The following is a 24,345-nucleotide window of genomic DNA, read 5'->3' on the forward strand; positions in this document are numbered from 1 at the left end:
GAGATCCTTACGCTTTGTAGCTTAATTCTTCGATGGTATGGAAATGGTTGGTATAGATGCAAATATCGCCTGCAATATCCAACGCCTTTTCAGCAATTTCACGGGCGCTAAGTTCTGTGTTTTCTAACAGAGCGCGTGCCGCAGCCTGGGCGTAAGGGCCGCCGGAGCCGATAGCAATAAGATCATTTTCTGGCTGTACCACGTCACCGTTACCAGTGATGATAAGCGATGCAGTTTCGTCTGCGACCGCCAGCAGTGCTTCAAGTTTGCGCAACATGCGATCAGTACGCCAGTCTTTTGCCAGCTCAACCGCTGCTTTAACCAGATGGCCCTGATGCATTTCCAGTTTACGTTCAAACAGTTCGAACAGCGTGAAGGCATCCGCCGTGCCGCCGGCAAAGCCTGCGATCACTTTATCGTTATACAGGCGGCGAACTTTTTTAACGTTGCCTTTCATTACAGTGTTACCCAGTGTGGCCTGACCATCACCGGCGATTACTACGTGGCCATTACGGCGTACGCTTACTATAGTTGTCACGAGCAGACCCCTTGGTTAGGAATACAGAATTCAAGCCCCGCACAATTGTACGGGGCATAATGAAAGTATAGATGGGGGAGATTTTGAGGGTTTCAACCCCCGGTGGCGAGCCGAATGCAGTTTGTATGGCCTGCCATCTTCAAACGATTGAGGGTGCTGTCAGCGTTCTCTTTGCCTTTCACCGGCCCGATGACCACACGATTCCAGCCATTGTTGGTGGTAATTTTCGAGTCAAAGCCTTCGAAAGCCAACTGCGCACGGACAGTCTCAGCCTGTTCAGCACCTTTAAATGAACCGCACTGTACCATCCAGCGACGTTCATCTTTCTTCTCCGCTGTTGGTTTCGGCGCTTCAACCGCGCGTGCTACTGGTGCGGCCTGCTGTGGCTTCGGCTGCGAGGTAGTATGCGCAGGCGTTTGCAGCAGATCCTGATACGGTTGCTGGGTAGAAGCCGGTTTAGACTGGCGCGGTTGCGATTGTACTGGCGCAGCTTGCGACGTACGCGTCTGTTGCTGCCAGCTTTGTTCAGATGCACGTGGCGGCTGTGCCTGACGTTGCTGTTCCGCTAACTGCTGCGCCTGACGCTGGCGTTGCAGCGTTTGTTGGCGCTGTTCCGGCGTCTGCTCATTCCACGGGACTTCGGCAAGCTGCGTTGGTTGCTGACGCATATCAGCCTGCATTTGTTCAAGAAGCTGGCGCTGCTCTGGAGTCAGCTGATCCGGCGTTTTCACTTCGCCGCCAGCAGACGGTTCTGTTGGCGCACGTACGCCCGGCTGGCGACTTTCCAGCTCTTTAATGTAGCGCCAACGTTCTTCCGGTTTCGGAGGTAGTCCGTTTCCGGTCACTTTCTGGCTTTGCAGCGTCGCAGACTCTTCTTTCTTGTGATGCGTAATGAAGTACAGACCCCCGATAAAGGTCACAAGAACGGCTGCAGCAATAGCGACCATTGCGGGAGAAACCGCAGGCATATTTCGTTGCTTTTTCCGTGAGGTGCTCTTTTTTCGCCGCGAAGGTGCCGGTTGGCTGCGGCGTACATAATCTCGTTGTGCCACTATCGTTTCGCTGTATTTATTCGTTCGTCAGCCCGCCATGTTACTTAAGCGGCGGGCCTTTGACCAGTCACGGAAGCCTTAAAGGTTTACTTTAAGATAACGTGCGCGTCGATCCACGGATAATAAGCTCGCAGTCCATTAAACGTGAGCCGCTTCCGACCGTTTGTCCCTGCATTTGATCAAGCAGTAACAACATAGCTTCCCGACCAATTTCGTAGCGCGGCTGTGCAATGGTGGTCAGCGGCGGATCACAAAATTGCGTCAGGTCGATGTTGTCAAAACCGATTATGGAAAGGTCGTCAGGGACTTTCAGCCCCTGGCGTTTCGCCTGAGAAAGTGCGCCAAGCGCCATTACATCGCTATGACAGAAAACGGCAGTTGGCGGTTGCGGAAGGTCGAGCAGCTGTTGCATGGCTTTACTTCCGGCTTCGAAGGTGAAGTCGCCCCGGGCGATATATTGCGGATCAACCATAATGCCGCAGCGACGCAGCGCCTGAACGTAGCCTTGTAGACGGTAGTGACACAATGGCATCTCTTCGGGGCCGGCAATGCAGCCAATCAGTTTATGTCCTTGTTCATACAGATAATTTACGGCATCAAAGGCAGCGGTCAGGTTGTCGATATGAACCGTAGGCAGTTCCAGCTCTGGTGCGAATTCGTTCGCCATCACCATCGGCGGCAGATTACGTTGCTCCTCAATACTGGCATCAAACGGCAGCCTTGAGCCAAGCAGCAACATGCCATCAATTTGTTTGGTGATTATCAAGTCGATAAAGGTCTTTTCCTGCTGATTTTGGTGCGCGCAGTCGCCAATCAGTACCAGATATCCATGACTTGCCGCCGTGACTTCGATACCGCGAATAATTTCACTAAAGAAGGGGTCGCAGATATCCGGGACAATCACCAGAATCGTTCGGGATTCATTACGCTTTGCGTTACGCCCCATTGGCTGCGGTAAATAACCCACTTCCCGGGCCGCTTTTTCAACCCGATTACGGGTGGCCTGGGAGACTTTATCTGGATTCATTAATGCTCGGGAGACGGTCGCTGTAGAGACTTTTGCCTTCAGGGCAACGTCTTTCATTGTTGCGGCAGTTTCCTGCTTCTTCGCTTTCACACTCACTCCTCGCCTGGCACGTCAGGCGTACTACATCCATGTTTACTTCACATCGGCAACATTTTTAGCAGATAGCGCGTGAAAACGGTTACAGAATTTTCATGAAAAGTGTGATGAATATTTAATTTTTCGATCCGCCTCGCATCGTTAGCGGTTTAACCCTCAATAGGATCGACATCCAGCACCCATTTCACTTTCCGTGAATCCGGTATTGTATTAATAAGCGCCAGCGTACCGTTAATGATGTGCTGTAAGCGCACGCGGGAAGGGTGCTGCAACAAAATTTGCCAACGCCAGCGACCGCCGCGTTTAGGCGCCAGCGCCGGAACCGGGCCGAGAACCCACAATTTGTCATCCGCCAGTGGGCTGGAGAGAAGCAGATTACGCAACTGTTGCAGGAACAGCGGCGCGTGCTGATTGTTATGATCCTCCGCACGCACAATCACATGGCTGGTCCACGGCGGCAGTTGCATCATTCGCCGCTCGGCCAACGCCTGCTCCGCAAAAGCGTCATAACCTTTATACAGCAAGGTTTGTAAGAGAGGATGTTCCGGATGGTGCGTTTGCAGCACCACTTCGCCCTGTTTACCCGCACGTCCGGCACGTCCGGCTACCTGGGTGTATAGCTGGGCAAAACGCTCCGCCGAGCGAAAATCCGCAGAAAACAGCGCGCCGTCCACGTCCAGTAATGCAACCAGCGTTACATCCGGGAAATGGTGACCTTTCGCCAGCATTTGTGTACCAATCAAAATTCGCGCGCCGCCGCGATGCACTTCTGCCAGTTGCTGCTCCAGCGCGCCTTTACGGCTGGTTGTATCGCGGTCGATACGTGAAATGGCTACACCAGGGAAAAGCGGCGCTAACGTCTGTTCAAGTTGTTCTGTTCCCAGACCCACCGGCACCAGATGGGTAGAGCCGCAGGACGGACACTGGCGCGGTACTGGACGCTGACTGTCGCAATGATGGCAGCGCAAATGCTGCTGCGCCTGATGCAACGTGTAGTAGTGATCGCAACGTGGACATTCGGCAATCCAGCCGCAGTCGTGGCACAGCAGCGCAGGCGCAAAACCACGGCGGTTAAGAAAGAGAATAACCTGGTTGTTGGCCTGTAAATGCTGGCGCATACGGCTGATCAGCGCCGGAGCCAGCCCCGCCTGCACCTTCTGACCTTTTAAATCCAGTACATGTTGAATTGCCGGACGCGCATTTCCCGCCCGGCGCGTCAGGCGCAGCAGGCGGTATTTTTTCTGCTGTACGTTACATAACGTTTCCAGCGCGGGTGTTGCGGAGCCAAGAATGATCGGGATTTGCTCGCTGTGCGCACGATATACCGCCAGGTCGCGGGCATGATAGCGCCAGCCTTCCTGCTGCTTGTAGGAACTGTCATGCTCTTCATCGATAACAATCACACCGAGATTTTTAAACGGTGTAAACAGTGCGGAACGGGTACCAATCACAATCGCCGCCTCGCCATTTTTCGCTTTCAGCCAGGCCGAAAGGCGTTCACTGTCATTGAGGCCGGAATGCAGAACTTCCACTGGTGCATTAAACCGTTCACGAAAACGGGCGATCGTCTGGGGGGTCAGGCCGATTTCAGGCACCATCACCAGCGCCTGCTTGCCCTGAGCAAGCACGTTTTCCAGTACGCTTAGATAAACCTCTGTTTTACCGGAGCCGGTAACGCCCGCCAACAGCCATGCGGAAAAGGTATCCGCTGCGCTATGAATTGCGCCAACGGCGGTGGCTTGTTCGGTATTCAGCCGCAGACGTTCGCCTGTAACAGCATAGTTCGTTCGCCAGTCGCTAAACTCCGGCGTTTCGCTTGCCAGCTCGCAAAGACCTTTTTTGCGCAGCGCCTGTAGTGCGGCATCATTGAATTCAAGTTCCGCTACCTGGTCACGCCAGATTTTCCCTTGTCGCAACGCCGCCAGCGCCTGTTGTTGCTTAGGCGAACGTTTCAGGCTGTTGATATCCACTGCCTGGCCTTGCTCGGTAGCAAACCAGTACCACATGGGCGCGTTAGCCGCGGGCCGCCCCTGGCGCAATAAAATCGGCAGGGCATGAAACAATACATCGCCAATTGGATGATGATAGTAATCTGCCGCCCATAGCAGTAATCGCCAGACGGAACTGGAAAAAACAGGTTCGCTGTCCAGCACTTCTACGACGGTTTTTAGTTCGTTGAGCGGCAACTCGCTGACGTCGCTAACTGACACGACAATCCCGATGCGTTCCTGCTGTTTGCCAAACGGCACGCGTACGCGACACCCGGCTTTAACCGTCATGCCTTCTGGCAGGCGATAGTCAAAGGTACGGGGAAGCGGAACGGGCAAGGCAACGTGGGCAACGGGCATAGCATCATCCTGACTTGAAATTCGGTGGAACAGTATACACATTGCGGTAGAGGAGTGCGGATCAGTTTGCATACGCTGGTTAATTTCTGTATGATTCGGCGCCTTTGATACGAAATGATCGTATTGAAACTATACTTTAAACATCGCGTGGTGTCTGGCGTTAGGGCTGGAAGAGCGACGCGGCCTTAAACCGAGGTTTTCCCATGAAAAAAGATATTCACCCGAAATACGAAGAAATTACTGCTAGCTGCTCTTGCGGTAACGTAATGAAAATCCGCTCCACCGTTGGTCATGATCTGAACCTCGACGTGTGCAGCAAGTGCCACCCGTTCTTCACTGGCAAACAGCGTGATGTTGCTACCGGTGGCCGTGTTGACCGCTTCAACAAGCGTTTCAACATCCCGGGCAGCAAATAAGACCGGATTTCCGAAAAAAGCGCCGAACGGCGCTTTTTTTGTGCCTGAAAACTTTCATTAGCAGGATAACGTATTGGATTTTTATCTTTCCTTTACGTCGCGAAAATCCATTTTATCAATACCGTACTTTTTCATGCGCAAATACAGTTTTTTTCTGGGGATCTGAAAGTAATCGGCGACGTCGTTGATACGTCCCTGGAAGAAGTTGAGTGCATCAATAATTATTTGTCTTTCATAACTTTCTACACGTTCATCAAGTGGTGTTGGATCAGCATCCATCATCTGCAAACTGACTGAATCGTCCAGCATTAAAACACCCACAGCCACCAATTCTGCTGCATTTATTAATTCAATGATATTACCTGGCCAGGTTCGCGCCATCAGTCGCTTATAAAACGTTTTCCCCAGCAGCGGTTGTTGGCGATTTAGTCGTTTACAGGTGAGTGTCAGATAGTGGTGAAAAATAGGTTCAATATCCCCCGGGCGTTGACTTAGCGGTGGGCATTCGATGTGGGTGAGTGAAAAAAGAAAATACAATGCAGGAATAATTTTTTGTGCGGCAGCCAGTTCAGCCAGAGGGCTCTGATTAACAACAATCAGACGAAATGACCGATCCTGGGGTCTTTCCTGGTACTGGATTAAGGCGCGCTGATTTTCTGGCGTTAAATGCTCAAGTTCTTTTAATAACAGCGTGCCACCTTCTGCTTCTTTCACCCATTCTTCCAACGGCTGCTGGCTATTGGCGCTGAGTGTGCGTTCAATTAAAGGTCTTTCCTTGCGAGAGCTAAATTGGTGAAGATAGTGGGCGGCTAATGTTCTTCCTGTGCCCGGTTCGCCGTAAAAGCAGACGGGAAGATCGGTTTCTGCCAGCGTTTCAAGCTGTTGACGTGTCTGGCGAATCCAACCGCTGTTACCGATTAAGTGCCGATTAAACTGAGCGTGTCGCCATTTTTTTTGTTCCAGATAAGCTTCACGCTCTGCCAGTGCTTTTTCGATAAGCGATAGAAATTGTTCCGGATTGATCGGTTTTTGCAGGAAATCCCATGCTCCCTTTTTTACTGCTTCAACTGCCATGGGGACATCGCCATGCCCGGTGATCATCAGAATGGGAAGATTAGGGTCAATCAGCATTATTTTTTCCAGTAGCGTAATGCCTGAAATATCCGGCATACAAACGTCGCACACCACGATGCCTTCCCACGTATTTTGCAGTAATTGTAGAGCCTCAGAAGGGTTGCTACAGGTACATACGACATAACCCTCTTGCTGTAAGAGAGTGCTGTAGGCTTGCAGAACATCATTGTCGTCATCAATTAACAGAATTGTTGGGGTGGTGTCTGTCATGCTTAAAGTTTCCTGAAACGTAGAATAACCAGCGCATGGCGGTCGAGAGTTGACGCGATATATAACTCTCCCTGGCACTGACGCATAATAGAATGACTAATCGAAAGGCCAATACCCAAACCTACAGCTTTGTCCGTGGTAAAAGGCGTTAATAGTCGATCAGCCAGATGCACTGGCCAGCCTTTTCCATTATCAGCAATATATAGCGTTACCGTGGAGGCTTCTTCTTCAAAGCTGATGGTTATTGTGGGCGGTTTTTCCTGACTAGCTTCCAGGGCATTCGTAAATAAATTAACTAAAACTTGTTGAATCAAAACATCGTCGCCATAAACGGCAGGAAAATTATCCGGGTAGTGAAGAGATGCTTTCAGTGGTCGATGTTTTAATGCCAGAAGCTCCCAGGATGAATAAATTACCTGCTGTAAATTAATTGCTCCACCTACGAGTTCACTATCGCGTCGGCGGGCGAAGTTTCGCAGTCGTTTAACGATATTATCCATGCGCTCAACCAGCGATCGCATCGTAACGATATAGTTTTTCGCCAAACCAGTGTCTTGTTGCTCTATAGCGCGATTGGCGCTGAACAGGTACATAGATAATGCATTAAGCGGTTGATTGATTTCATGTGCCAGTGTTGTCATTGTCTGCCCAACCACGGCCAGTTTGGCGGTTTGGATCAATTCACTTTGTGCTGTTCGCAGATTTTTTTCTGTCGCGATTCGATCACAGATTTCCTGCCCCAGTTGATGTTGCTGCTGATTAATTTGCGCTATCGTTTGGCGGAGTAGGTTGGCAATTCTCCCAAGCTCATCATTACCGGAGACTGGAATATCTGCATCGAGTTCACCGTTACTTAATTTGACGACGGCATCATTCAGTAAGCGAAAACGGCGGATCATTCTTGGCCGAATGTAGAAATAATTTACCAGAATAACGAACAGTAAGGCCATCACCATAGCTGCAAAAATCAGTAATCCACTGATTTGCATTATTTTTTCTAATCGCAGATTGAATGTTTGTAGCTGTTGATGGCTATTACCCAGTTGCGTTTCTAATTGGCCACGTATTTGCGTAAACACATGCTCTTTATCCCTGATAGTATTCATAAGGGTCTGTTGAGCCTGCCGCCAGGCGTCCAGAGTTCCGGGTAGATAATTTTTCTGTGTACCCAGTTCCCACAGGGAATAAACTGTCTGGTGTAATGTGATAGTGCTGGAATAAGAAGATAACGACCGCACATTTTCGTCAATGCTACGTTTCAAAAAATCCAGGTATTGAATATGTTGTCTTAACGACTCTGGATCATTGTTATGCGTGTTAAGCATATCCTTTAAGGTACTGACGATTTCAGTTTCTATATGTGAGAGTTCGAAAACGAGCTGTAATTCGTTTTGAATAGATTGCAGTGCATTTTGCACCCCCTGGTTTTCATGGGGATCTTTCCGTTGGCTGAGTTGATTGAGCAATGATGATTGTTGCCAACTTAAATCCTGAGTCAGGGAGTTGAGTTCATTATTGAAATCGTCATGCAACCAGTTAACTCTTGAAGATATAACGTCGAGTTTCCCTTTTTCTTTATTATAGTCATTCAATGCCTTATCGAGATTGCCAAGCAATTTGCGACTACTGGCGACCTGTTGGTTAAGCGCACTTTGATGTACTGAATCAAGATGGGGATTAATTGACTGAATTTTTTGTAGCCGTTGTTCAATTTGCTCTCTTACCTGAAGGCGGCTATTGGTGTTGGTTGTCTGTTGTAGCTCATTGAATTCATTTACCAATGCCGTGAGGTTTTCTTCAAAAAGAAATGAAGCCTGAATTCGTGGGAAATAATCGTCAAGTGCGTAGCGAACCTGAGAATTTTGTTCATGCCAGGAATAGAGGCTGACTACGCTAACGAATAGCGTAAGAACGGCACTAAAAACAAAGGCGAGCCGCAAACTCGTCCCTATAGTATGTAGTTGTTTCACTTTAACGACTCAAGTTGTGTGTTCACCAATTGCTGCTGATGCAGAAAAAATTGCTGCCATGCCATGATCTGAGCTTCACGAAAGCCTGATTGCAGTTCGAATTGCTGCAGGTATATGGAATTAACGGACTGCTCCGGGGTAACAGGAACTGCTGTTAATAATGCACGCACCTCTGGCAATTTACGCTTAAGCCGATGTTCTGCTGCATATAATGATTTCCAGCTGTTTTGAAGCTCGGTAAGGCGAAAGGTAATCGCATTATCAAATAACAATTGCACGAGCTTTTGGCGTTGCATGATCAACGGGTAATCAAGAGAAGGAGATGCAAATAACCGCATTTGTTGGTCAGCGAGTGGAGTGCCGGAGGGCAGAGGATATACCGGATATTTCCCTGAATCAGAATCACTCAGTGCTTGCTGTCCCTCCGGACTCAACAAGAAATTAATAAAACGTCCCGCCTCTTGTGGATGATTACTGCCTTCTGTAATGGCAATAAACATAGGCGCTGCTCGCGAGTTGGGGAAATAGCTGAAACGTAAAGTTGAATTATTAAGCAGTACGTTAGCGTAATTGTCGATTACCGGACCAGCGTCCCCCAGTCCTGTACTGATCTTATTTGCTACACCGAAGCTACGTGATGAAATGGTGGCGAGATTACCGCCTATTTTCAGTAGTGTACTCCAACCGCTAGTCCATCCTTGTTGTTGCAGGAGATCTTCAATCATCAGATGTGTCGTATCTGAACGAGAAGGACTGCTCATTAATAGCATTCCTTGATAACGCGATTTACTTAATTCCTGCCATGAAGTTGGCACAGGTTCTTTTTTGTCTTCCAGATGCGCCACATTGATAAGAATTCCGTAGCCCGATATGGCAACAGCAACGGTGGTTGAACGAATGGATTCCGGTACTAACTTTCTACTTGTTTCTATTTGATTATTAAATGGCTGGAGCAGATTTTTACTTTGTAACCGCTGTAGCAACATAGGGGATGAACTCAGTACCAGATCAATATTTTCACCCAATGGGTTTTCCAGCAGGCGCTCAATAGATGCACTGGTTCGGTTGAGCGTTCGGATTTCAGTTGCCTGTGGTTGCTTTTGCCATTGACTGATAATGTGCTCTGTCGCTTCCGAAGAAAGCGTTGTAGCAATCACTAATTCATGCGCTGAGGCAACGCTGATATATAAAATCCAACAGATTAGCGCTCTTTGTATAATGCGAATCATGTCAAAAATCCCATTATCGAGAGAAAAATTCCTGGGTCGTAATCCATGTCGTTATCCATTAGTTAACATAAGCAATGAACTTCAAGCCACGTGTTTCTGTATCTGCAAATTATCATTAGTTCGGCAAGCAACCAGCATTACTATATCTGCAAGTGGCGGTTACGGAAATGCTCATTAATTAATTTCCACATGTTCGCTCTCAGATTCAGGTTCTGACTGTATGGCAGTAAAAAATAAGATTTGTTATTGGCGGCTTCGGCCCATTTTTTTACCCGTTGAGGATGGTAATAACAAGCACTGTCGTAAATAGGATCATCAACGGTGGCCTGATACAGATTTAGAGACTCAGTAATCATAACGGAGTTCCCGTCTTCACAAACCATAAAAAAGGCTTTAATTCGAGCGCAAATCCGCGTGTTACGACGGGTATCCTGAAGGTGTTCAGACTCTGCTTTTTGTTGTGTGGTGATGAAGGTTTTCATGTTGTGCAGCATGGTTCTCTGGCATAACAAGAACAAGTATCTTCAATGATCCCGATTACAGAAGCAAAATATGTGATTGAACTCAAAAAATGAAAAATTTAATAAAACTGATTTTTTTTTAAATTGGGCCTGTTGTAACACGTCAAGGTTCAAAGAATAGCCATGTTGCATTTTCCAAAATCAAATATGGGAAAGAAATGGAACATGTGATTTGTTTTTTTGAGTCAGTTTTGACTCATTTCCCCTGTATTGTAACTTAAACTCTCTTGCTTCACTATCTTCAAAACTTACTAAGCAAAGGCTTTTTAAATACTCATCAGAGAACAGTAATGAGCATTGCTATGAATATTATGATTTGTTTAAACAACACCATGAACTGGAAGGTGATATATGCTTTCTTTATTGAAACCTAAAGTGGCAACACATAAGGTTCCTGAAAGTGAAGTGAAAAGTACCTATAATCGTTACCGTATGCAGGCGTTATTCAGCGTATTTATCGGTTATCTTTCGTATTACATTGTCAGGAATAACTTTGTTCTCTCTACGCCGTATTTAAAACAAGAGCTTAATCTTTCTGCGACGCAAATAGGGTTATTAAGCAGTTGTATGCTGATAGCCTACGGTATTAGTAAAGGGATAATGAGTAGTCTGGCCGATAAAGCTAATCCCAAAGTATATATGGCAGTAGGTTTAATACTTTGTGCTCTCGTTAACGTGGCGCTTGGTTTTAGTTTCGCGTTCTGGATGTTTGCGGGACTTGTCATTCTGAATGGTTTCTTTCAGGGAATGGGTGTTGGCCCGTCGTTTATTACGATCGCCAACTGGTTTCCTCGTAAAGAACGAGGCATCGTCGGTGCGGTCTGGAATATTTCGCACAACGTGGGTGGCGGTATTGTTGCTCCGATTGTCGGCGGCGCATTTGCCGTGCTGGGCACTGAACACTGGAAAATAGCAACATATGTTGTTCCGGCGATTGTCGCAGTTGTCATTGCAGTAATGGTGCTGATGTCAGGTAAAGGTTCACCGGTAAGTGAAGGTTTGCCGCCATTAAACGAAATCGTTCCGGACGACGTCAGCATTAAAGCAAAAGATGATCGTGCGCCGGAAGATATGACTGCCTGGCAAATTTTTTGTACCTATGTGCTTAAAAATAAGAATGCATGGTTTGTCTCTTTCGTTGATGTTTTTGTCTATATGGTGCGTTTCGGAATTATCAGCTGGTTACCTATTTACCTGTTAAGCGTGAAGCATTTTACGAAGACCGAAATGAGTACGGCATTTTTAATCTTCGAATGGGCAGCTATTCCAACAACATTATTTGCAGGCTGGTTGAGTGATAAATTATTTCATGGTCGCCGTATGCCACCCGCTATTATCAGCATGGTATTTATTTTCTTCTGCCTGTTGGGCTACTGGAAAAGCGATTCTCTCCTCTCTATTACTATTTTCGCTGCTTGCGTAGGCTGCCTTATCTATGTTCCGCAGTTCCTGGCCTCTGTTCAGACAATGGAAATTGTTCCCAGTTTTGCCGTGGGATCCGCTGTCGGTTTGCGTGGCTTCATGAGTTATATTCTTGGCGCGACGCTTGGTACAAGTCTGTTTGGTATTATGGTCGATGAGGTTGGTTGGGATGGTGGTTTTTATCTTCTGCTTGCTGGTGTTATCTGTTGCATCATTTTCTGTACGTTAACGCACTTTGGTGCGATCGCTATGGAAAAACAACGTCAAAATGATGCTGAGATGTATCAACCAGAGCTTCAGACTCAAAAAAGCTAGGTTTTAGGGCCAGTCACGATGTGATTGGCCCATTACCACGAAAACAGCGGCCATTCTTTGGCGACGGTAGTGAGTTGTGGCGCGTCGTAAACGGCCTGAGGCGAAACCACCGTTTCTTCAAGCGGGATATTTTTGCCGTAGCGTTCTTTGAGCTTCGCCTGGACCAACGGGTTGCTGAGATCGAACTCTTTCAATTTTTGCTGTTCGCCCACGCGCATTCCCAGCGCGTTCTGATAAACCTTCCAAACGACTTCCGAACAATACTGGCGATCGTCGCCCCACGAGAAGCTGAAATCATACGGTTTGCCGAGATAACGTTTTGCGGTTTGCGCCAGTTTTTGCTGTTGTTCGGTACTGAGTCCGCCTTCAACGCGACGCACAATGTATTTGCCCTTTTCACCGTGGGCTATCCACTGTTTGAGCGGCGTGTATTTCACCGGGCCGACCGCTTCAAAGACGTAGGGCTGTTTGTTGCGTATCACCAGCATACCGGTGTGGCTGTAATCGGAATGGGTCGCCAGTTGGATCGCTTTACTTTGCGATGAGCGAGAGATCTGAAAGATGATGTCGCCGGTTTGTGGCTGCCAGGCAAAGGCAGGCGCAGAAACCAGCAGGCTGAGGATCAGTAGCCTGTTTTTCATAGTTAAACGTCCATGTATAAAAAGCGGTGGGTCGCTGACAACGTGCTCGTTGTTTATGCCGGATGCGGCGTGAACGCCTTATCCGGCCTACAAGTTCGTGCAAATTCAATAAATTGCAATATGACGTAGGCCTGATAAGTGTAGCGCATCGGGCGATTCCACTCTCCGCGCCGCTCTTTTCCGCTTTAGTATTCCCACGTCTCCGGGTTAATCCCCATCTCACGCATGATCTCTTTTGCCGCTTCCGGAATTTCGTCGCTGCGCTCTTTACGCAGGTCGGCATCATCCGGCAGAGGTTGCCCGGTAAAGGCATGCAGAAACGCCTCGCACAGCAGTTCGCTGTTGGTAGCGTGACGTAGGTTGTTCACCTGACGACGCGTGCGTTCATCGGTGAGGATTTTTAACACCTTAAGAGGAATGGAAACCGTAATCTTTTTGACTTGCTCACTCTTCTTGCCGTGCTCAGCGTATGGGCTGATATATTCGCCGCTCCATTCAGCCATGAGATACTTAATCCTCTTCGTCAATAAATTGAAACCAGACCACACAATTAATGTGGGTAATGGCTATAAACCCGCATAGTTTACCGTACAGGCGCTACCGTGACATCGTGTAATGCACCTGTCGGCGTGATAATGCATGTAATTTTAACGGTTATTGGGGAATTGCTCAATCTATACGCAAAGAAGTTTAGATGTCCAGATGTGTTGACGTCCATTAACACAATGTTTACTCTGGTGCCTGACTTTTCACCGACTCAGCCCAGGGAACTTCATCACATGACGCGTAAACAGGCCACCATCGCAGTGCGTAGTGGGTTAAATGACGACGAACAGTATGGTTGCGTTGTCCCTCCGATCCATCTTTCCAGCACCTATAACTTTACCGGATTTAACGAACCACGCGCGCATGATTACTCGCGTCGCGGTAACCCGACGCGCGATGTTGTCCAGCGTGCGCTGGCAGAACTGGAAGGTGGTGCTGGCGCGGTGCTTACAAATACTGGCATGTCCGCGATCCACCTGGTCACTACCGTCTTTTTGAAACCTGGCGATTTGCTGGTTGCACCGCACGACTGCTACGGCGGCAGCTATCGCCTATTCGACAGCCTGGCAAAACGCGGCTGTTATCGCGTGCTGTTTGTTGATCAGAGCGATGAACAGGCATTACGGGCGGCACTGGCAGAAAAACCTAAACTGGTGCTGGTAGAAAGCCCAAGTAATCCATTGTTACGCGTCGTGGATATTGCGAAAATCTGCCATCTGGCAAGGGAAGTCGGGGCGGTGAGCGTGGTGGATAACACCTTCTTAAGCCCGGCATTACAAAATCCACTGGCATTAGGTGCCGATCTGGTGTTGCATTCATGTACGAAATATCTGAACGGTCACTCAGACGTGGTGGCGGGCGTGGTGATTGCTAAAGACCCAGACGTTGTCACCGAACTTGCCTGGTGGGCAAACAATATTGGCGTGACGGGCGGCGCGTTTGACAGCTATCTGCTGCTGCGCGGTCTGCGTACTCTGGTGCCGCGTATGGAGTTGGCCCAGCGTAATGCGCAGGCGATTGTGAAATATCTGCAAACCCAGCCGCTGGTGAAAAAACTGTATCACCCGTCGCTGCCGGAAAATCAGGGGCATGAAATTGCCGCGCGCCAGCAAAAAGGCTTTGGCGCAATGTTGAGTTTTGAACTGGATGGCGATGAGCAGACGCTGCGTCGTTTCCTGGGCGGGCTGTCGTTATTTACGCTGGCGGAATCGTTAGGGGGAGTGGAAAGTTTAATCTCTCACGCCGCAACCATGACACATGCAGGCATGGCGCCAGAAGCGCGTGCTGCCGCCGGGATCTCCGAGACGCTGTTGCGTATCTCCACCGGTATTGAAGATGGCGAAGATTTAATTGCCGACCTGGAAAATGGCTTCCGGGCTGCAAACAAGGGGTAAAAATGAGTGTGATTGCGCAGGCAGGGGCGAAAGGTCGTCAGCTGCATAAATTTGGTGGCAGTAGTCTGGCTGATGTGAAGTGTTATTTGCGTGTCGCGGGCATTATGGCTGAGTACTCCCAGCCCGACGATATGATGGTGGTTTCCGCCGCTGGTAGCACCACTAATCAGTTGATTAACTGGTTGAAACTAAGCCAGACCGATCGTCTCTCTGCGCATCAGGTTCAACAAACATTACGTCGTTATCAGTGCGATCTGATTAGCGGCCTGTTACCCGCCGAAGAAGCCGATAGCCTCATTAGCGCCTTTGTCAGCGATCTGGAACGCCTGGCCGCGTTGCTCGACAGCGGTATTACCGATGCGGTGTATGCAGAAGTGGTGGGCCACGGGGAAGTGTGGTCGGCGCGTCTGATGTCTGCGGTACTTAATCAACAAGGATTGCCAGCAGCCTGGCTTGATGCCCGCGAGTTTTTACGTGCCGAACGCGCCGCACAACCGCAGGTTGATGAAGGGCTTTCGTATCCGTTGCTGCAACAGCTACTGGTACAACATCCGGGCAAACGTCTGGTGGTGACCGGGTTTATCAGCCGTAACAACGCCGGTGAAACGGTGCTGCTGGGGCGTAACGGTTCTGATTATTCCGCTACCCAAATCGGTGCGCTGGCGGGCGTTTCCCGCGTAACTATCTGGAGCGACGTCGCCGGGGTATACAGTGCTGACCCGCGCAAAGTGAAAGATGCCTGCCTGCTGCCATTGCTGCGTCTTGATGAGGCCAGCGAACTGGCGCGTCTGGCGGCCCCCGTTCTTCATGCTCGTACTTTACAGCCAGTTTCTGGTAGTGAAATCGACCTGCAACTGCGCTGTAGCTACACGCCTGATCAAGGCTCTACACGCATTGAACGCGTGCTGGCTTCCGGTACAGGAGCGCGTATTGTCACCAGTCACGATGATGTCTGTTTGATTGAGTTTCAGGTGCCCGCCAGCCAGGATTTCAAACTGGCGCATAAAGAAATCGACCAGATCCTGAAACGCGCGCAGGTGCGTCCGTTGGCAGTGGGCGTGCATAACGATCGCCAGTTGCTGCAATTTTGCTACACCTCGGAAGTGGCCGACAGCGCGCTGAAAATCCTCGACGAAGCAGGATTACCTGGCGAACTGCGTCTGCGTCAGGGGCTGGCGCTGGTGGCGATGGTCGGGGCGGGCGTCACCCGTAACCCGCTGCATTGCCACCGCTTCTGGCAGCAACTGAAAGGCCAGCCGGTCGAATTTACCTGGCAGTCGGATGAAGGTATCAGCCTGGTGGCAGTACTGCGCACCGGACCGACCGAAAGCCTGATTCAGGGGCTGCATCAGTCCGTCTTCCGCGCGGAAAAACGCATCGGCCTGGTGCTTTTCGGTAAGGGCAATATCGGTTCCCGCTGGCTGGAACTGTTCGCCCGCGAGCAGAGCACGCTCTCGGCGCGTACCGGATTTGAATTTGTGCTGGCAGGCGTGGTGGACAGCCGCCGCAGTTTGTTGAGCTACGACGGGCTGGACGCCAGCCGCGCGTTAGCCTTCTTCAACGATGAAGCGGTCGAGCAGGATGAAGAGTCGTTGTTCCTGTGGATGTGCGCTCATCCGTATGATGATTTAGTGGTACTGGACGTTACCGCCAGCCAGCAGCTTGCTGATCAATATCTCGATTTCGCCAGCCACGGTTTCCACGTCATCAGCGCCAACAAACTGGCGGGAGCGAGCGACAGCAATAAATATCGCCAGATCCACGACGCCTTCGAAAAAACCGGGCGCCACTGGCTGTACAACGCCACCGTCGGCGCTGGCTTGCCGATCAACCACACTGTGCGCGATCTGATCGACAGCGGCGATACTATTTTGTCGATCAGCGGGATCTTCTCCGGCACGCTCTCCTGGCTGTTCCTGCAATTCGACGGCAGCGTGCCGTTTACCGAGCTGGTGGATCAAGCATGGCAGCAGGGCTTAACCGAACCTGACCCGCGTGACGACCTCTCCGGCAAAGACGTGATGCGCAAGCTGGTGATTCTGGCGCGTGAAGCTGGTTACAACATCGAACCGGATCAGGTACGTGTGGAATCACTGGTGCCAGCCCATTGTGAAGGTGGCAGCATCGACCATTTCTTTGAAAACGGCGATGAACTTAACGAGCAGATGGTGCAACGGCTGGAAGCGGCCCGCGAAATGGGGCTGGTGCTGCGCTATGTAGCGCGTTTCGACGCCAACGGCAAAGCGCGTGTGGGCGTGGAAGCGGTGCGTGAAGACCATCCGCTGGCATCACTGCTGCCATGCGATAACGTCTTTGCCATCGAAAGCCGCTGGTATCGCGACAATCCTCTGGTGATCCGTGGGCCTGGCGCAGGGCGTGATGTGACCGCTGGGGCGATTCAGTCGGATATTAACCGCCTGGCACAGTTGTTGTAACCCTGAGCCAGAGAAAGCAGTATTTGCGTGACGCGCCCTGCGGAAAGTGGGGCGCTGTGAGTAAATTTTGCCTGTTTATGTAGCCAGTGGATAAATTCTCTGCTGGTTGCTAAAGAGAGTATTTTAGCTTTGTTGCTATTTCCACCCGTTAATGCACATACCATTTTACGGTTTTTTCCCTGCTCCCAGAGTTGCCACTGATTTTGCCACCAGCCGTGATATGTTGTTCCCTGAAAACTCCAGGAAGTGTTATCGGTACTGTCAGCTATTTCCTCTTCAATAAACCAAATCTCACCTTGCTGTTGGCGAAACAGTTCTGCCCAGGCCGTAATAATCGCACCTCTTAAAAAACACTCGTGTGAAATAACATGTGTTTTTACTGTAGGGAATAAAATATTCAGTACTCTGAAATGCCCGTGAGCAGTGATAACCGGACGCAGAATAGTGCCTTTGGCATTACGCTTGAGCGCTGCGCTGCCATATTGAATTTCATCAAACTGACTGCGGCGTAGAAATTGTTTTTCGCGCATATCAACGCGTTGTACGATATTACTTCCGTGTGACTCTGGCTCTGCATTTCCTCTGTATCGATAATGCAGACTTTCTCCAGCCTGATGCTGAGTGAAATTAGTGGAGAGTTGAAGAATATTACCGCGAAGAGCATCAAAACTCATTAAAACATACAGCTTTTGCCCACCGCTGGCCCCCTGAAATGGCACGGCCAGAGCAACCGTTTCGATTATTTCGGGAGGTGTTATTTTTTTTTGCAATTGTTTCGGGGTCCAGACTTTTTTGCAATTACTGCATTGAATTCGCTGTGTTCCCTGCGGATTGTGGCCATAACAAATCGTCTCTTTGCCGTAACATACCGGGCAAAAATGGCCTTTCTCAGTTGCAAAAGTAGATAAGTGAACTGACAACCAGTCACGAAATTGCTGTTCGTCAAACAAAGGCGGGTAACTCCCGCATGCCCGACAGTGCAATGCTGCATAACCTAGTCGATAGTCAGGCCAGCTATAATCTTTCGATGTTGGCTGCCCTAAATTACGGCAACCAAACGACTTGCAGGCATTAATCGTAAACAGAGTTGACATATTTCACCAACGATTTCACAAGGTCGTTTATTTTGTCCGTCAACTCTCCCCTGTGGATGTGATTATTCTCACATAAATAAGTCTTTCAGAACGTAATGTAGCAATCCTTTATCTCACTGAAAGGGACTATTTATGAAAATTAAAATGCTTGCTGCGGGTATCGCATTAACACTGCCGTTCTGGGCTTGCGCCAAAGATGTCACCATCATTTATACCAACGATCTCCATGCGCATGTAGAGCCTTATAAAGTACCGTGGATCGCTGACGGTAAACGGGATATTGGCGGCTGGGCAAATATCACTACGCTGGTTAAACAAGAAAAAGCCAAAAACAAAGCCACCTGGTTTTTTGATGCGGGTGACTATTTTACCGGGCCATATATTAGCAGCCTGACCAAAGGCAAGGCTATTATCGATATTATGAATACCATGCCGTTCGATGCTGTCACGATAGGAAATCATGAATTTGACCACGGCTGGGACAACACATTATTACAGTTGAGCCAGGCAAAATTCCCTATTGTGCAGGGCAATATTTTTTATCAGAACAGCAGTAAAGCATTCTGGGATAAGCCATATACCATTATCGAAAAAGACGGTGTGAAAATTGGCGTTATAGGTTTGCATGGAGTATTTGCCTTCAACGATACGGTATCTGCTGCCACGCGCGTGGGTATTGAAGCGCGCGATGAAATTAAATGGTTACAACGTTATATCGATGAACTCAAAGGTAAGGTTGATTTGACCGTCGCCCTGATCCACGAAGGTGTTCCGGCCCGCCAGTCCAGTATGGGAGGCACAGATGTGCGTCGCGCATTGGATAAAGATATTCAGACGGCAAGTCAGGTGAAAGGGCTGGATATTTTGATCACCGGACATGCGCATGTGGGTACGCCGGAACCGATTAAAGTCGGCAATACGCTCATCCTCTCCACTGACAGCGGCGGGATTGATGTGGGCAAACTGGTTCTCGACTACAAAGAGAAGCCGCATGATTTCACGGTGAAAAAGTTCGAGCTTAAAACCATTTACGCCGACGAGTGGAAGCCCGATCCGCAAACGAAACAGGTGATCGACGGCTGGAATAAAAATCTTGATGAAGTGGTGCAACAAACGGTGGCGCAATCGCCAGTTGAATTAAAACGTGCCTATGGTGAATCGGCATCCCTGGGGAACCTGGCGGCGGATGCTTTGCTGGCAGCGGCAGGTAAAAACACCCAAATAGCTTTAACCAACTCTGGCGGTATCCGTAATGAGATCCCCGCAGGGGCGATTACGATGGGCGGCGTCATCAGTACGTTCCCGTTCCCCAATGAACTGGTGACGATGGAACTCACGGGTAAACAATTACGCAGTTTGATGGAACACGGTGCAAGTTTAAGTAATGGCGTTTTGCAGGTATCGAAAGGCCTGGAAATGAAGTACGACAGCAGCAAGCCGGTTGGTCAGCGTGTTATCTCACTGACGCTGAATGGCAAACCGATTGAAGATGCGACGGTTTACTCTATTGCCACTCAGAGTTTCCTTGCTGATGGCGGTGATGGTTTTACCGCATTTACCGAAGGGAAAGCGCGCAACACAAACGGCGGTTATTACGTTTATCACGCCGTGGTTGATTACTTCAAAGCGGGTAACACCATCACGGATGAACAGCTCAACGGTATGCGCGTGAAGGATATCAAGTAAAATTACGCATTAAATTTGTTTACACCTTATTGCCGGATGGCGATGTCGACGTACATCTCATTCGGCATGTGTATTACGCCGATTCTCGCACTACCAGTTGCCCCGAAAGCGCAATTCTTTGAATTTGCAATTCCGGGTCTTTTAATTTGCGAATCATCAGGGTCGCTGCCTGGCGTCCGGTTTCTTCACTGGCGGAAGATACCCAGGTGAAAACAGGAGAGGTGAGGTTGATGTGCAGCATATCTTCAAAACCAATTAGCGCTACCTGCTGGGTTAGAAAGACGTCTTTCCCGACGGTGCGCCCCACCTGATGTATGCCGTTGATGCTGCCAATCATCGCGTCGGGCGAATGGCAGAGCAGGGCGGTAATGGCGTTGTTATTTTCCAGCAACTGGCGCGTAGCTATGCTGGCGGCGTGGGTATCCTCGTCACAGGCTGGCGTGAACTCGTCACGACAGGCAATGCCAAATTTTGCCAGGGTCTGGCGAAAACCAACCAGTCGCTGCTGACGGATAAGATCGCTTTCTTTGCCGCCGAGATAGGCAATGTAACGATGCCCCCGCTCAATTAAATAGCGTGTGGCAAGGCTTGCCGCCTGTTGGTTGTCGCGCAACACCAGGTTGCATTCATCTTTGATGGGAGATTGTGACGCGACGACTAGAGGAAGAGGACACTGGCGAATTAGTGTGGGCAGGGTTTCACGATGTGCATCGGAAGCCAGATAAATCACTCCGGCAACACCTTGTTGCTTGAAGGAAAGTAAACAGCGCTCAAGATGTTCATGCTCGTTCTGTGGTTGCCCGAGGAAAACCATATATCCTTGTGCTTCCAGTTCCTGAACAATACTTGCCATCACTTTGATGGAAAAACTATCGCTAAAATCACCTAAAATCAGACCGATAAGATTTGAAGTGTTGGAGCGTAAATTGGCGGCGGCAACATTATGCACGTAGCCCAGTTCGTCAATAGCAGCATGAACTTTTCCGATGGTCGCCTCTGAGATTTTCCCTTTCTGGCGCAGCACTAGCGATACAGTAGAGACTGAAACGCCGGCTCTTTTGGCAACATCAATTATGCTGACTTTCTTCAAACTCACTCCCTGAACAACGTTGATTCTTTAAATAGCAAGAAGGTTCTGGTCAGGGACCAGAACCTCTGACATCGGGTAATCTTAAGGCTATTTACCGATCATCGTCGACATGGTTTGCGCGATAAATTGCGCTCGCGCGCCAAAAATTACCTGAATGCCGTTATCGCCGACAAAAACCACGCCACGGGCGCCAATATTGTTCAGACCATCCTGATCCACCGCTTCTTTATCAGAGACTTCCAGACGTAAACGCGTGATACAGGAGCCTACCGATTTAATGTTTTGCTGACCGCCAAGCAGCGTGATGATTTCTGTTGCCAGCTCGTCATCGGTTTTATCATTAGCGCTAACCGTAGTTTCAGTACGACCAGGCGTTTTCACATCAAAACGACGAATAACAAAGCGGAAGGTGAAGTAGTAGATCACCGCCATTGGCACGCCGACGATAATGGCGCTCAGGAAGTTGGTTTCGTAGCCATTAAAGGATGGCAGGATGCCAAAAGAAATATAGTCAATAAGCCCCGCCGAGAAAGATTTGGCAATATGTGCATGCAGCAGATACATCGCCATATAGGAAAGGCCCGCCATAATGGCATTGAAGACATACAGCACAGGGGCGACAAAGATAAATGTAAATTCAACGGGTTCTGTAATACCGGTCAGAAAACAGGTTAAAGCAGCAGAGAACAGAATACCGGCGGCAATTTTCTTATTCTTTGTGTGTGCTTCATGGTACATCGCCAGACATGCCGCAGGCAGCGCGAACAGCATGAGCGGGAATTCACCCTGTAAAAACTTACCCGCATTATGGTAGCTGTCGCTACTGAACGATTTCACACCTTCTTCCAGCATTTTGAACCAAATTGTCTGGTCGCCGTGGATCGTTTGCCCCGCCAGGGTCGTGTAATCACCAAAAGAGTACCAGAACGACGGATACCAGATGTGGTGCAGTCCAAGTGGAATGAGCGCTCGTTCTGTCACACCAAAAATAAAGGTCGATGCCGCCTGGTTATCACCATTGACGATAACTGATAGTGCATCGATTCCCGACTGAATATGTTGCCAGACATAGGGCAATAACAAGCCAAGAATGAAGGAAAGAAAAGCCGTCGCGATAGCCACAAAGCGTTTGCCGGAGAAAAAGCCAAGGAATTCTGGTAATTGCATGGTATGAAAACGGTTATAACACCACGCCGCCAGAACCCCGCATATCAGGCCGCCGAAGACGCCCATTTGCAGCGTTGGGATCCCCACCACCATCGCATATTTACCGCCTTGCCCAGCCATCTCTGGTGTGATGCCAAGGACAGTACCGATGGTGATATTAGTGACAAAGACGGATACAGCTGCGGATAGCGCCGCAATACCCGATTCTGAAGCCAGCCCTACGGCGGAACCGATAGCAAAAAGCATCGGTAAGTTATCAAAAATTATACCGCCGGCATTCATCATCAACGGCAAATGGAATTTATCGCCGAACGCCAGTAACAACCCAGCGGCAGGCAGAAGCGAAATTGGCAGCATTAGCGCGCGACCAATCATCGACAATTTAGAAAGTGATTTTACGACACTCGACATCAGACTCATGCTGATTTCCCCCGAATAGCGCATAAAGCTGCGCAAATTAGTCTTTTTTGTATAAGTAGAACGTTCTAGTAGAACGTTCTACTTATCGTGGGGGATGCTTAATTGCTCTGCAACTTAATTTTGGAGAAATTATTAATAGTTTGAAGTAGTTCAAATAATAAACATGCAGTAATGAATGCAAAATATAATATCTATTTGTTTTATTTAAATAAGTGTTCGGCTAGCACAGTCGTGAATATTAATTAACTCTTATTTAAATAAATTTGAAGCCGATGGTTTAAGCCTTTATTCATTACTTCACGACGTGATAATGCGAGAGAACCCATCTACTCCCACATCCAGATGAAGGAAATTCATCTTCCCTGATTTTTCCTCACCATCATTGGCCATTTTTCGGTTGACGCCCCTCGGCTTTTCCTTCATCTTTACATCTGGACGTCTAAGTGGATAGATGTTCACAACACAACATATAACTACAAGCGATTGATGAGGTAAGGTATGAGCTTTTTTCACGCCAGCCAGCGGGATGCCCTGAATCAGAGCCTGGCAGAAGTCCAGGGGCAGATTAACGTTTCGTTCGAGTTTTTCCCGCCGCGTACCAGTGAAATGGAGCAGACCCTGTGGAACTCCATCGATCGTCTCAGCAGTCTGAAGCCGAAATTTGTTTCAGTGACCTATGGCGCAAATTCCGGCGAGCGCGACCGCACGCACAGTATTATTAAAGGCATTAAAGATCGTACCGGTCTGGAAGCTGCGCCGCATCTCACCTGCATTGATGCGACGCCTGACGAGCTGCGAACCATCGCCCGCGACTACTGGAATAACGGTATTCGTCATATCGTGGCGCTGCGTGGCGACCTGCCGTCGGGAAGCGGTAAGCCGGAAATGTATGCCTCTGACCTGGTGGCGCTGTTAAAAGAGGTCGCAGATTTCGATATCTCCGTGGCGGCGTATCCGGAAGTGCATCCGGAAGCGAAAAGCGCCCAGGCGGATTTGCTTAACCTGAAACGCAAAGTGGATGCCGGAGCCAACCGCGCCATTACTCAGTTCTTCTTCGATGTCGAAAGCTATCTGCGTTTTCGTGACCGTTGTGTTTCGGCGGGTATCGATGTGGAAATTATTCCCGGTATTTTGCCCGTCTCTAACTTTAAACAGGCGAAGAAATTTGCTGACATGACCAACGTACGCATTCCGGCATGGATGGCGCAAATGTTTGATGGCCTGGATGACGATGCCGAAACCCGCAAACTGGTGGGCGCGAATATTGCGATGGATATGGTGAAGATTTTAAGCCGTGAAGGGGTGAAAGATTTCCACTTCTATACGCTTAACCGTGCTGAAATGAGTTACGCGATTTGCCATACGCTGGGTGTGCGTCCTGGTTTATAAATATTTTAACTGTTGTGAAAATCACATAGTGATCACAAAATTAAAACAGCGCACAAAATGCTGCCTCGAAATGAGAATGGGAAAATAAGGTAGTCAGCCTTATTTTCTCCCTCCTTCCTTGAAGGATACGAAGCTAAAACCTTTTCTTATAAAGCATTTGTCCGAAATCGGACATAATCAAAAAGTCTTAATTACGATCAATTTG

Annotated in this window: 19 protein-coding genes; 6 read left to right on the top strand and 13 right to left on the bottom strand. The window is 49.0% G+C overall.

The genetic code is table 11. From position 1 onward, the window contains the following. Positions 1-7 precede the first annotated feature (7 nt). The 4 genes from hslV to priA all read right to left on the bottom strand — a co-directional run bounded on the left by hslV (position 8) and on the right by priA (position 5,061). On the bottom strand, positions 8-538 hold the full coding sequence (hslV, locus tag A9180_RS20135) for an ATP-dependent protease subunit HslV (RefSeq protein ID WP_000208242.1): 531 nt from the start codon (positions 536-538) through the stop codon (positions 8-10). Between the two features lie 92 nt (positions 539-630). Then, positions 631-1,590, bottom strand: coding sequence for a cell division protein FtsN (gene ftsN / locus A9180_RS20140; RefSeq protein WP_074399652.1), 960 nt, complete (start codon positions 1,588-1,590; stop codon positions 631-633). 91 nt (positions 1,591-1,681) lie between these two features. Beyond that, complete coding sequence (gene cytR / locus A9180_RS20145; protein WP_064530291.1) at positions 1,682-2,707, bottom strand: DNA-binding transcriptional regulator CytR; 1,026 nt, start codon at positions 2,705-2,707, stop codon at positions 1,682-1,684. A 155-nt stretch (positions 2,708-2,862) separates the two neighbouring features. After that, positions 2,863-5,061, bottom strand: a complete 2,199-nt coding sequence (gene priA, locus A9180_RS20150) for a primosomal protein N' (protein WP_064530292.1) — start codon at positions 5,059-5,061, stop codon at positions 2,863-2,865. Positions 5,062-5,264: 203 nt separating this feature from the next. On the opposite strand from priA, the gene rpmE reads away from it, so the two are divergent. Next, on the top strand, positions 5,265-5,477 hold the full coding sequence (rpmE, locus tag A9180_RS20155; protein ID WP_000710769.1) for a 50S ribosomal protein L31: 213 nt from the start codon (positions 5,265-5,267) through the stop codon (positions 5,475-5,477). 81 nt (positions 5,478-5,558) lie between these two features. Here the strand turns inward: rpmE and pgtA are convergent, their stop codons facing one another. The 4 genes from pgtA to A9180_RS24445 form a co-directional block, all read right to left on the bottom strand. Continuing rightward, positions 5,559-6,821, bottom strand: coding sequence for a two-component system response regulator PgtA (gene pgtA / locus A9180_RS20160; protein ID WP_064530293.1), 1,263 nt, complete (start codon positions 6,819-6,821; stop codon positions 5,559-5,561). 2 nt (positions 6,822-6,823) lie between these two features. Continuing rightward, positions 6,824-8,791, bottom strand: coding sequence for a two-component system sensor histidine kinase PgtB (gene pgtB, locus A9180_RS20165; protein WP_064530294.1), 1,968 nt, complete (start codon positions 8,789-8,791; stop codon positions 6,824-6,826). After that, positions 8,788-10,020, bottom strand: a complete 1,233-nt coding sequence (locus A9180_RS20170) for an ABC transporter substrate-binding protein (protein ID WP_064530295.1) — start codon at positions 10,018-10,020, stop codon at positions 8,788-8,790. The genes pgtB and A9180_RS20170 overlap by 4 nt, the downstream gene beginning before the upstream one ends. 140 nt (positions 10,021-10,160) lie before the next feature. Further along, positions 10,161-10,376, bottom strand: a complete 216-nt coding sequence (locus A9180_RS24445) for a hypothetical protein (RefSeq protein WP_149025989.1) — start codon at positions 10,374-10,376, stop codon at positions 10,161-10,163. A gap of 516 nt (positions 10,377-10,892) precedes the next feature. Here A9180_RS24445 and pgtP point away from each other — a divergent pair. Then, a complete protein-coding gene (gene pgtP / locus A9180_RS20180; protein ID WP_064530297.1) occupies positions 10,893-12,278 on the top strand; it encodes a phosphoglycerate transporter PgtP in 1,386 nt (461 codons plus the stop codon). Between the two features lie 32 nt (positions 12,279-12,310). Here the strand turns inward: pgtP and A9180_RS20185 are convergent, their stop codons facing one another. Beyond that, positions 12,311-12,919 carry a YiiX family permuted papain-like enzyme gene (locus A9180_RS20185; RefSeq protein WP_064530298.1) on the bottom strand — a complete coding sequence of 203 codons (609 nt, stop codon included), beginning with the start codon at positions 12,917-12,919 and terminating at the stop codon, positions 12,311-12,313. A gap of 185 nt (positions 12,920-13,104) precedes the next feature. After that, complete coding sequence (gene metJ, locus A9180_RS20190) at positions 13,105-13,422, bottom strand: met regulon transcriptional regulator MetJ (protein ID WP_000852812.1); 318 nt, start codon at positions 13,420-13,422, stop codon at positions 13,105-13,107. A gap of 276 nt (positions 13,423-13,698) precedes the next feature. On the opposite strand from metJ, the gene metB reads away from it, so the two are divergent. Further along, complete coding sequence (gene metB / locus A9180_RS20195; protein WP_000197203.1) at positions 13,699-14,859, top strand: cystathionine gamma-synthase; 1,161 nt, start codon at positions 13,699-13,701, stop codon at positions 14,857-14,859. 2 nt (positions 14,860-14,861) lie between these two features. Beyond that, the gene (gene metL / locus A9180_RS20200; RefSeq protein ID WP_064530299.1) at positions 14,862-17,294 is read left to right on the top strand and encodes a bifunctional aspartate kinase/homoserine dehydrogenase II; all 2,433 of its coding nucleotides are present in this window, start codon (positions 14,862-14,864) and stop codon (positions 17,292-17,294) included. On the opposite strand, the gene A9180_RS20205 is transcribed toward metL, so the two are convergent. Further along, a complete protein-coding gene (locus A9180_RS20205) occupies positions 17,258-18,388 on the bottom strand; it encodes a hypothetical protein (protein WP_064530300.1) in 1,131 nt (376 codons plus the stop codon). The genes metL and A9180_RS20205 overlap by 37 nt on opposite strands. Positions 18,389-18,520: 132 nt before the next feature. Here A9180_RS20205 and A9180_RS20210 point away from each other — a divergent pair, with 132 nt between their 5' ends. Beyond that, positions 18,521-20,074, top strand: a complete 1,554-nt coding sequence (locus A9180_RS20210) for a bifunctional metallophosphatase/5'-nucleotidase (RefSeq protein WP_064530301.1) — start codon at positions 18,521-18,523, stop codon at positions 20,072-20,074. Positions 20,075-20,147: 73 nt separating this feature from the next. Here the strand turns inward: A9180_RS20210 and malI are convergent, their stop codons facing one another. After that, positions 20,148-21,164 carry a Mal regulon transcriptional regulator MalI gene (gene malI / locus A9180_RS20215; protein ID WP_064530302.1) on the bottom strand — a complete coding sequence of 339 codons (1,017 nt, stop codon included), beginning with the start codon at positions 21,162-21,164 and terminating at the stop codon, positions 20,148-20,150. Positions 21,165-21,251: 87 nt separating this feature from the next. Then, positions 21,252-22,751, bottom strand: coding sequence for a PTS transporter subunit EIIC (locus A9180_RS20220; RefSeq protein ID WP_064530303.1), 1,500 nt, complete (start codon positions 22,749-22,751; stop codon positions 21,252-21,254). A 498-nt stretch (positions 22,752-23,249) separates the two neighbouring features. Here A9180_RS20220 and metF point away from each other — a divergent pair, with 498 nt between their 5' ends. Further along, positions 23,250-24,140, top strand: coding sequence for a methylenetetrahydrofolate reductase (gene metF, locus A9180_RS20230; protein WP_064530305.1), 891 nt, complete (start codon positions 23,250-23,252; stop codon positions 24,138-24,140). The last annotated feature ends 205 nt before the right edge of the window (positions 24,141-24,345 follow it).

The organism is Escherichia sp. B1147 (genome assembly GCF_001660175.1).
GTDB lineage: Bacteria > Pseudomonadota > Gammaproteobacteria > Enterobacterales > Enterobacteriaceae > Escherichia > Escherichia whittamii.

Excerpts from the sequence above, each read along its gene's own strand:
- rpmE (WP_000710769.1), top strand. The coding sequence starts at position 5,265 with ATGAAAAAAGATATTCACCCGAAATACGAAGAAATTACTGCTAGCTGC.
- metB (WP_000197203.1), top strand. The coding sequence starts at position 13,699 with ATGACGCGTAAACAGGCCACCATCGCAGTGCGTAGTGGGTTAAATGAC.
- A9180_RS20170 (WP_064530295.1), bottom strand. The coding sequence starts at position 10,020 with ATGATTCGCATTATACAAAGAGCGCTAATCTGTTGGATTTTATATATC.
- A9180_RS24445 (WP_149025989.1), bottom strand. The coding sequence starts at position 10,376 with ATGATTACTGAGTCTCTAAATCTGTATCAGGCCACCGTTGATGATCCT.
- metJ (WP_000852812.1), bottom strand. The coding sequence starts at position 13,422 with ATGGCTGAATGGAGCGGCGAATATATCAGCCCATACGCTGAGCACGGC.
- metF (WP_064530305.1), top strand. The coding sequence starts at position 23,250 with ATGAGCTTTTTTCACGCCAGCCAGCGGGATGCCCTGAATCAGAGCCTG.
- priA (WP_064530292.1), bottom strand. The coding sequence starts at position 5,061 with ATGCCCGTTGCCCACGTTGCCTTGCCCGTTCCGCTTCCCCGTACCTTT.
- A9180_RS20205 (WP_064530300.1), bottom strand. The coding sequence starts at position 18,388 with ATGTCAACTCTGTTTACGATTAATGCCTGCAAGTCGTTTGGTTGCCGT.
- pgtP (WP_064530297.1), top strand. The coding sequence starts at position 10,893 with ATGCTTTCTTTATTGAAACCTAAAGTGGCAACACATAAGGTTCCTGAA.
- A9180_RS20185 (WP_064530298.1), bottom strand. The coding sequence starts at position 12,919 with ATGAAAAACAGGCTACTGATCCTCAGCCTGCTGGTTTCTGCGCCTGCC.
- pgtA (WP_064530293.1), bottom strand. The coding sequence starts at position 6,821 with ATGACAGACACCACCCCAACAATTCTGTTAATTGATGACGACAATGAT.
- A9180_RS20220 (WP_064530303.1), bottom strand. The coding sequence starts at position 22,751 with ATGAGTCTGATGTCGAGTGTCGTAAAATCACTTTCTAAATTGTCGATG.
- metL (WP_064530299.1), top strand. The coding sequence starts at position 14,862 with ATGAGTGTGATTGCGCAGGCAGGGGCGAAAGGTCGTCAGCTGCATAAA.
- A9180_RS20210 (WP_064530301.1), top strand. The coding sequence starts at position 18,521 with ATGAAAATTAAAATGCTTGCTGCGGGTATCGCATTAACACTGCCGTTC.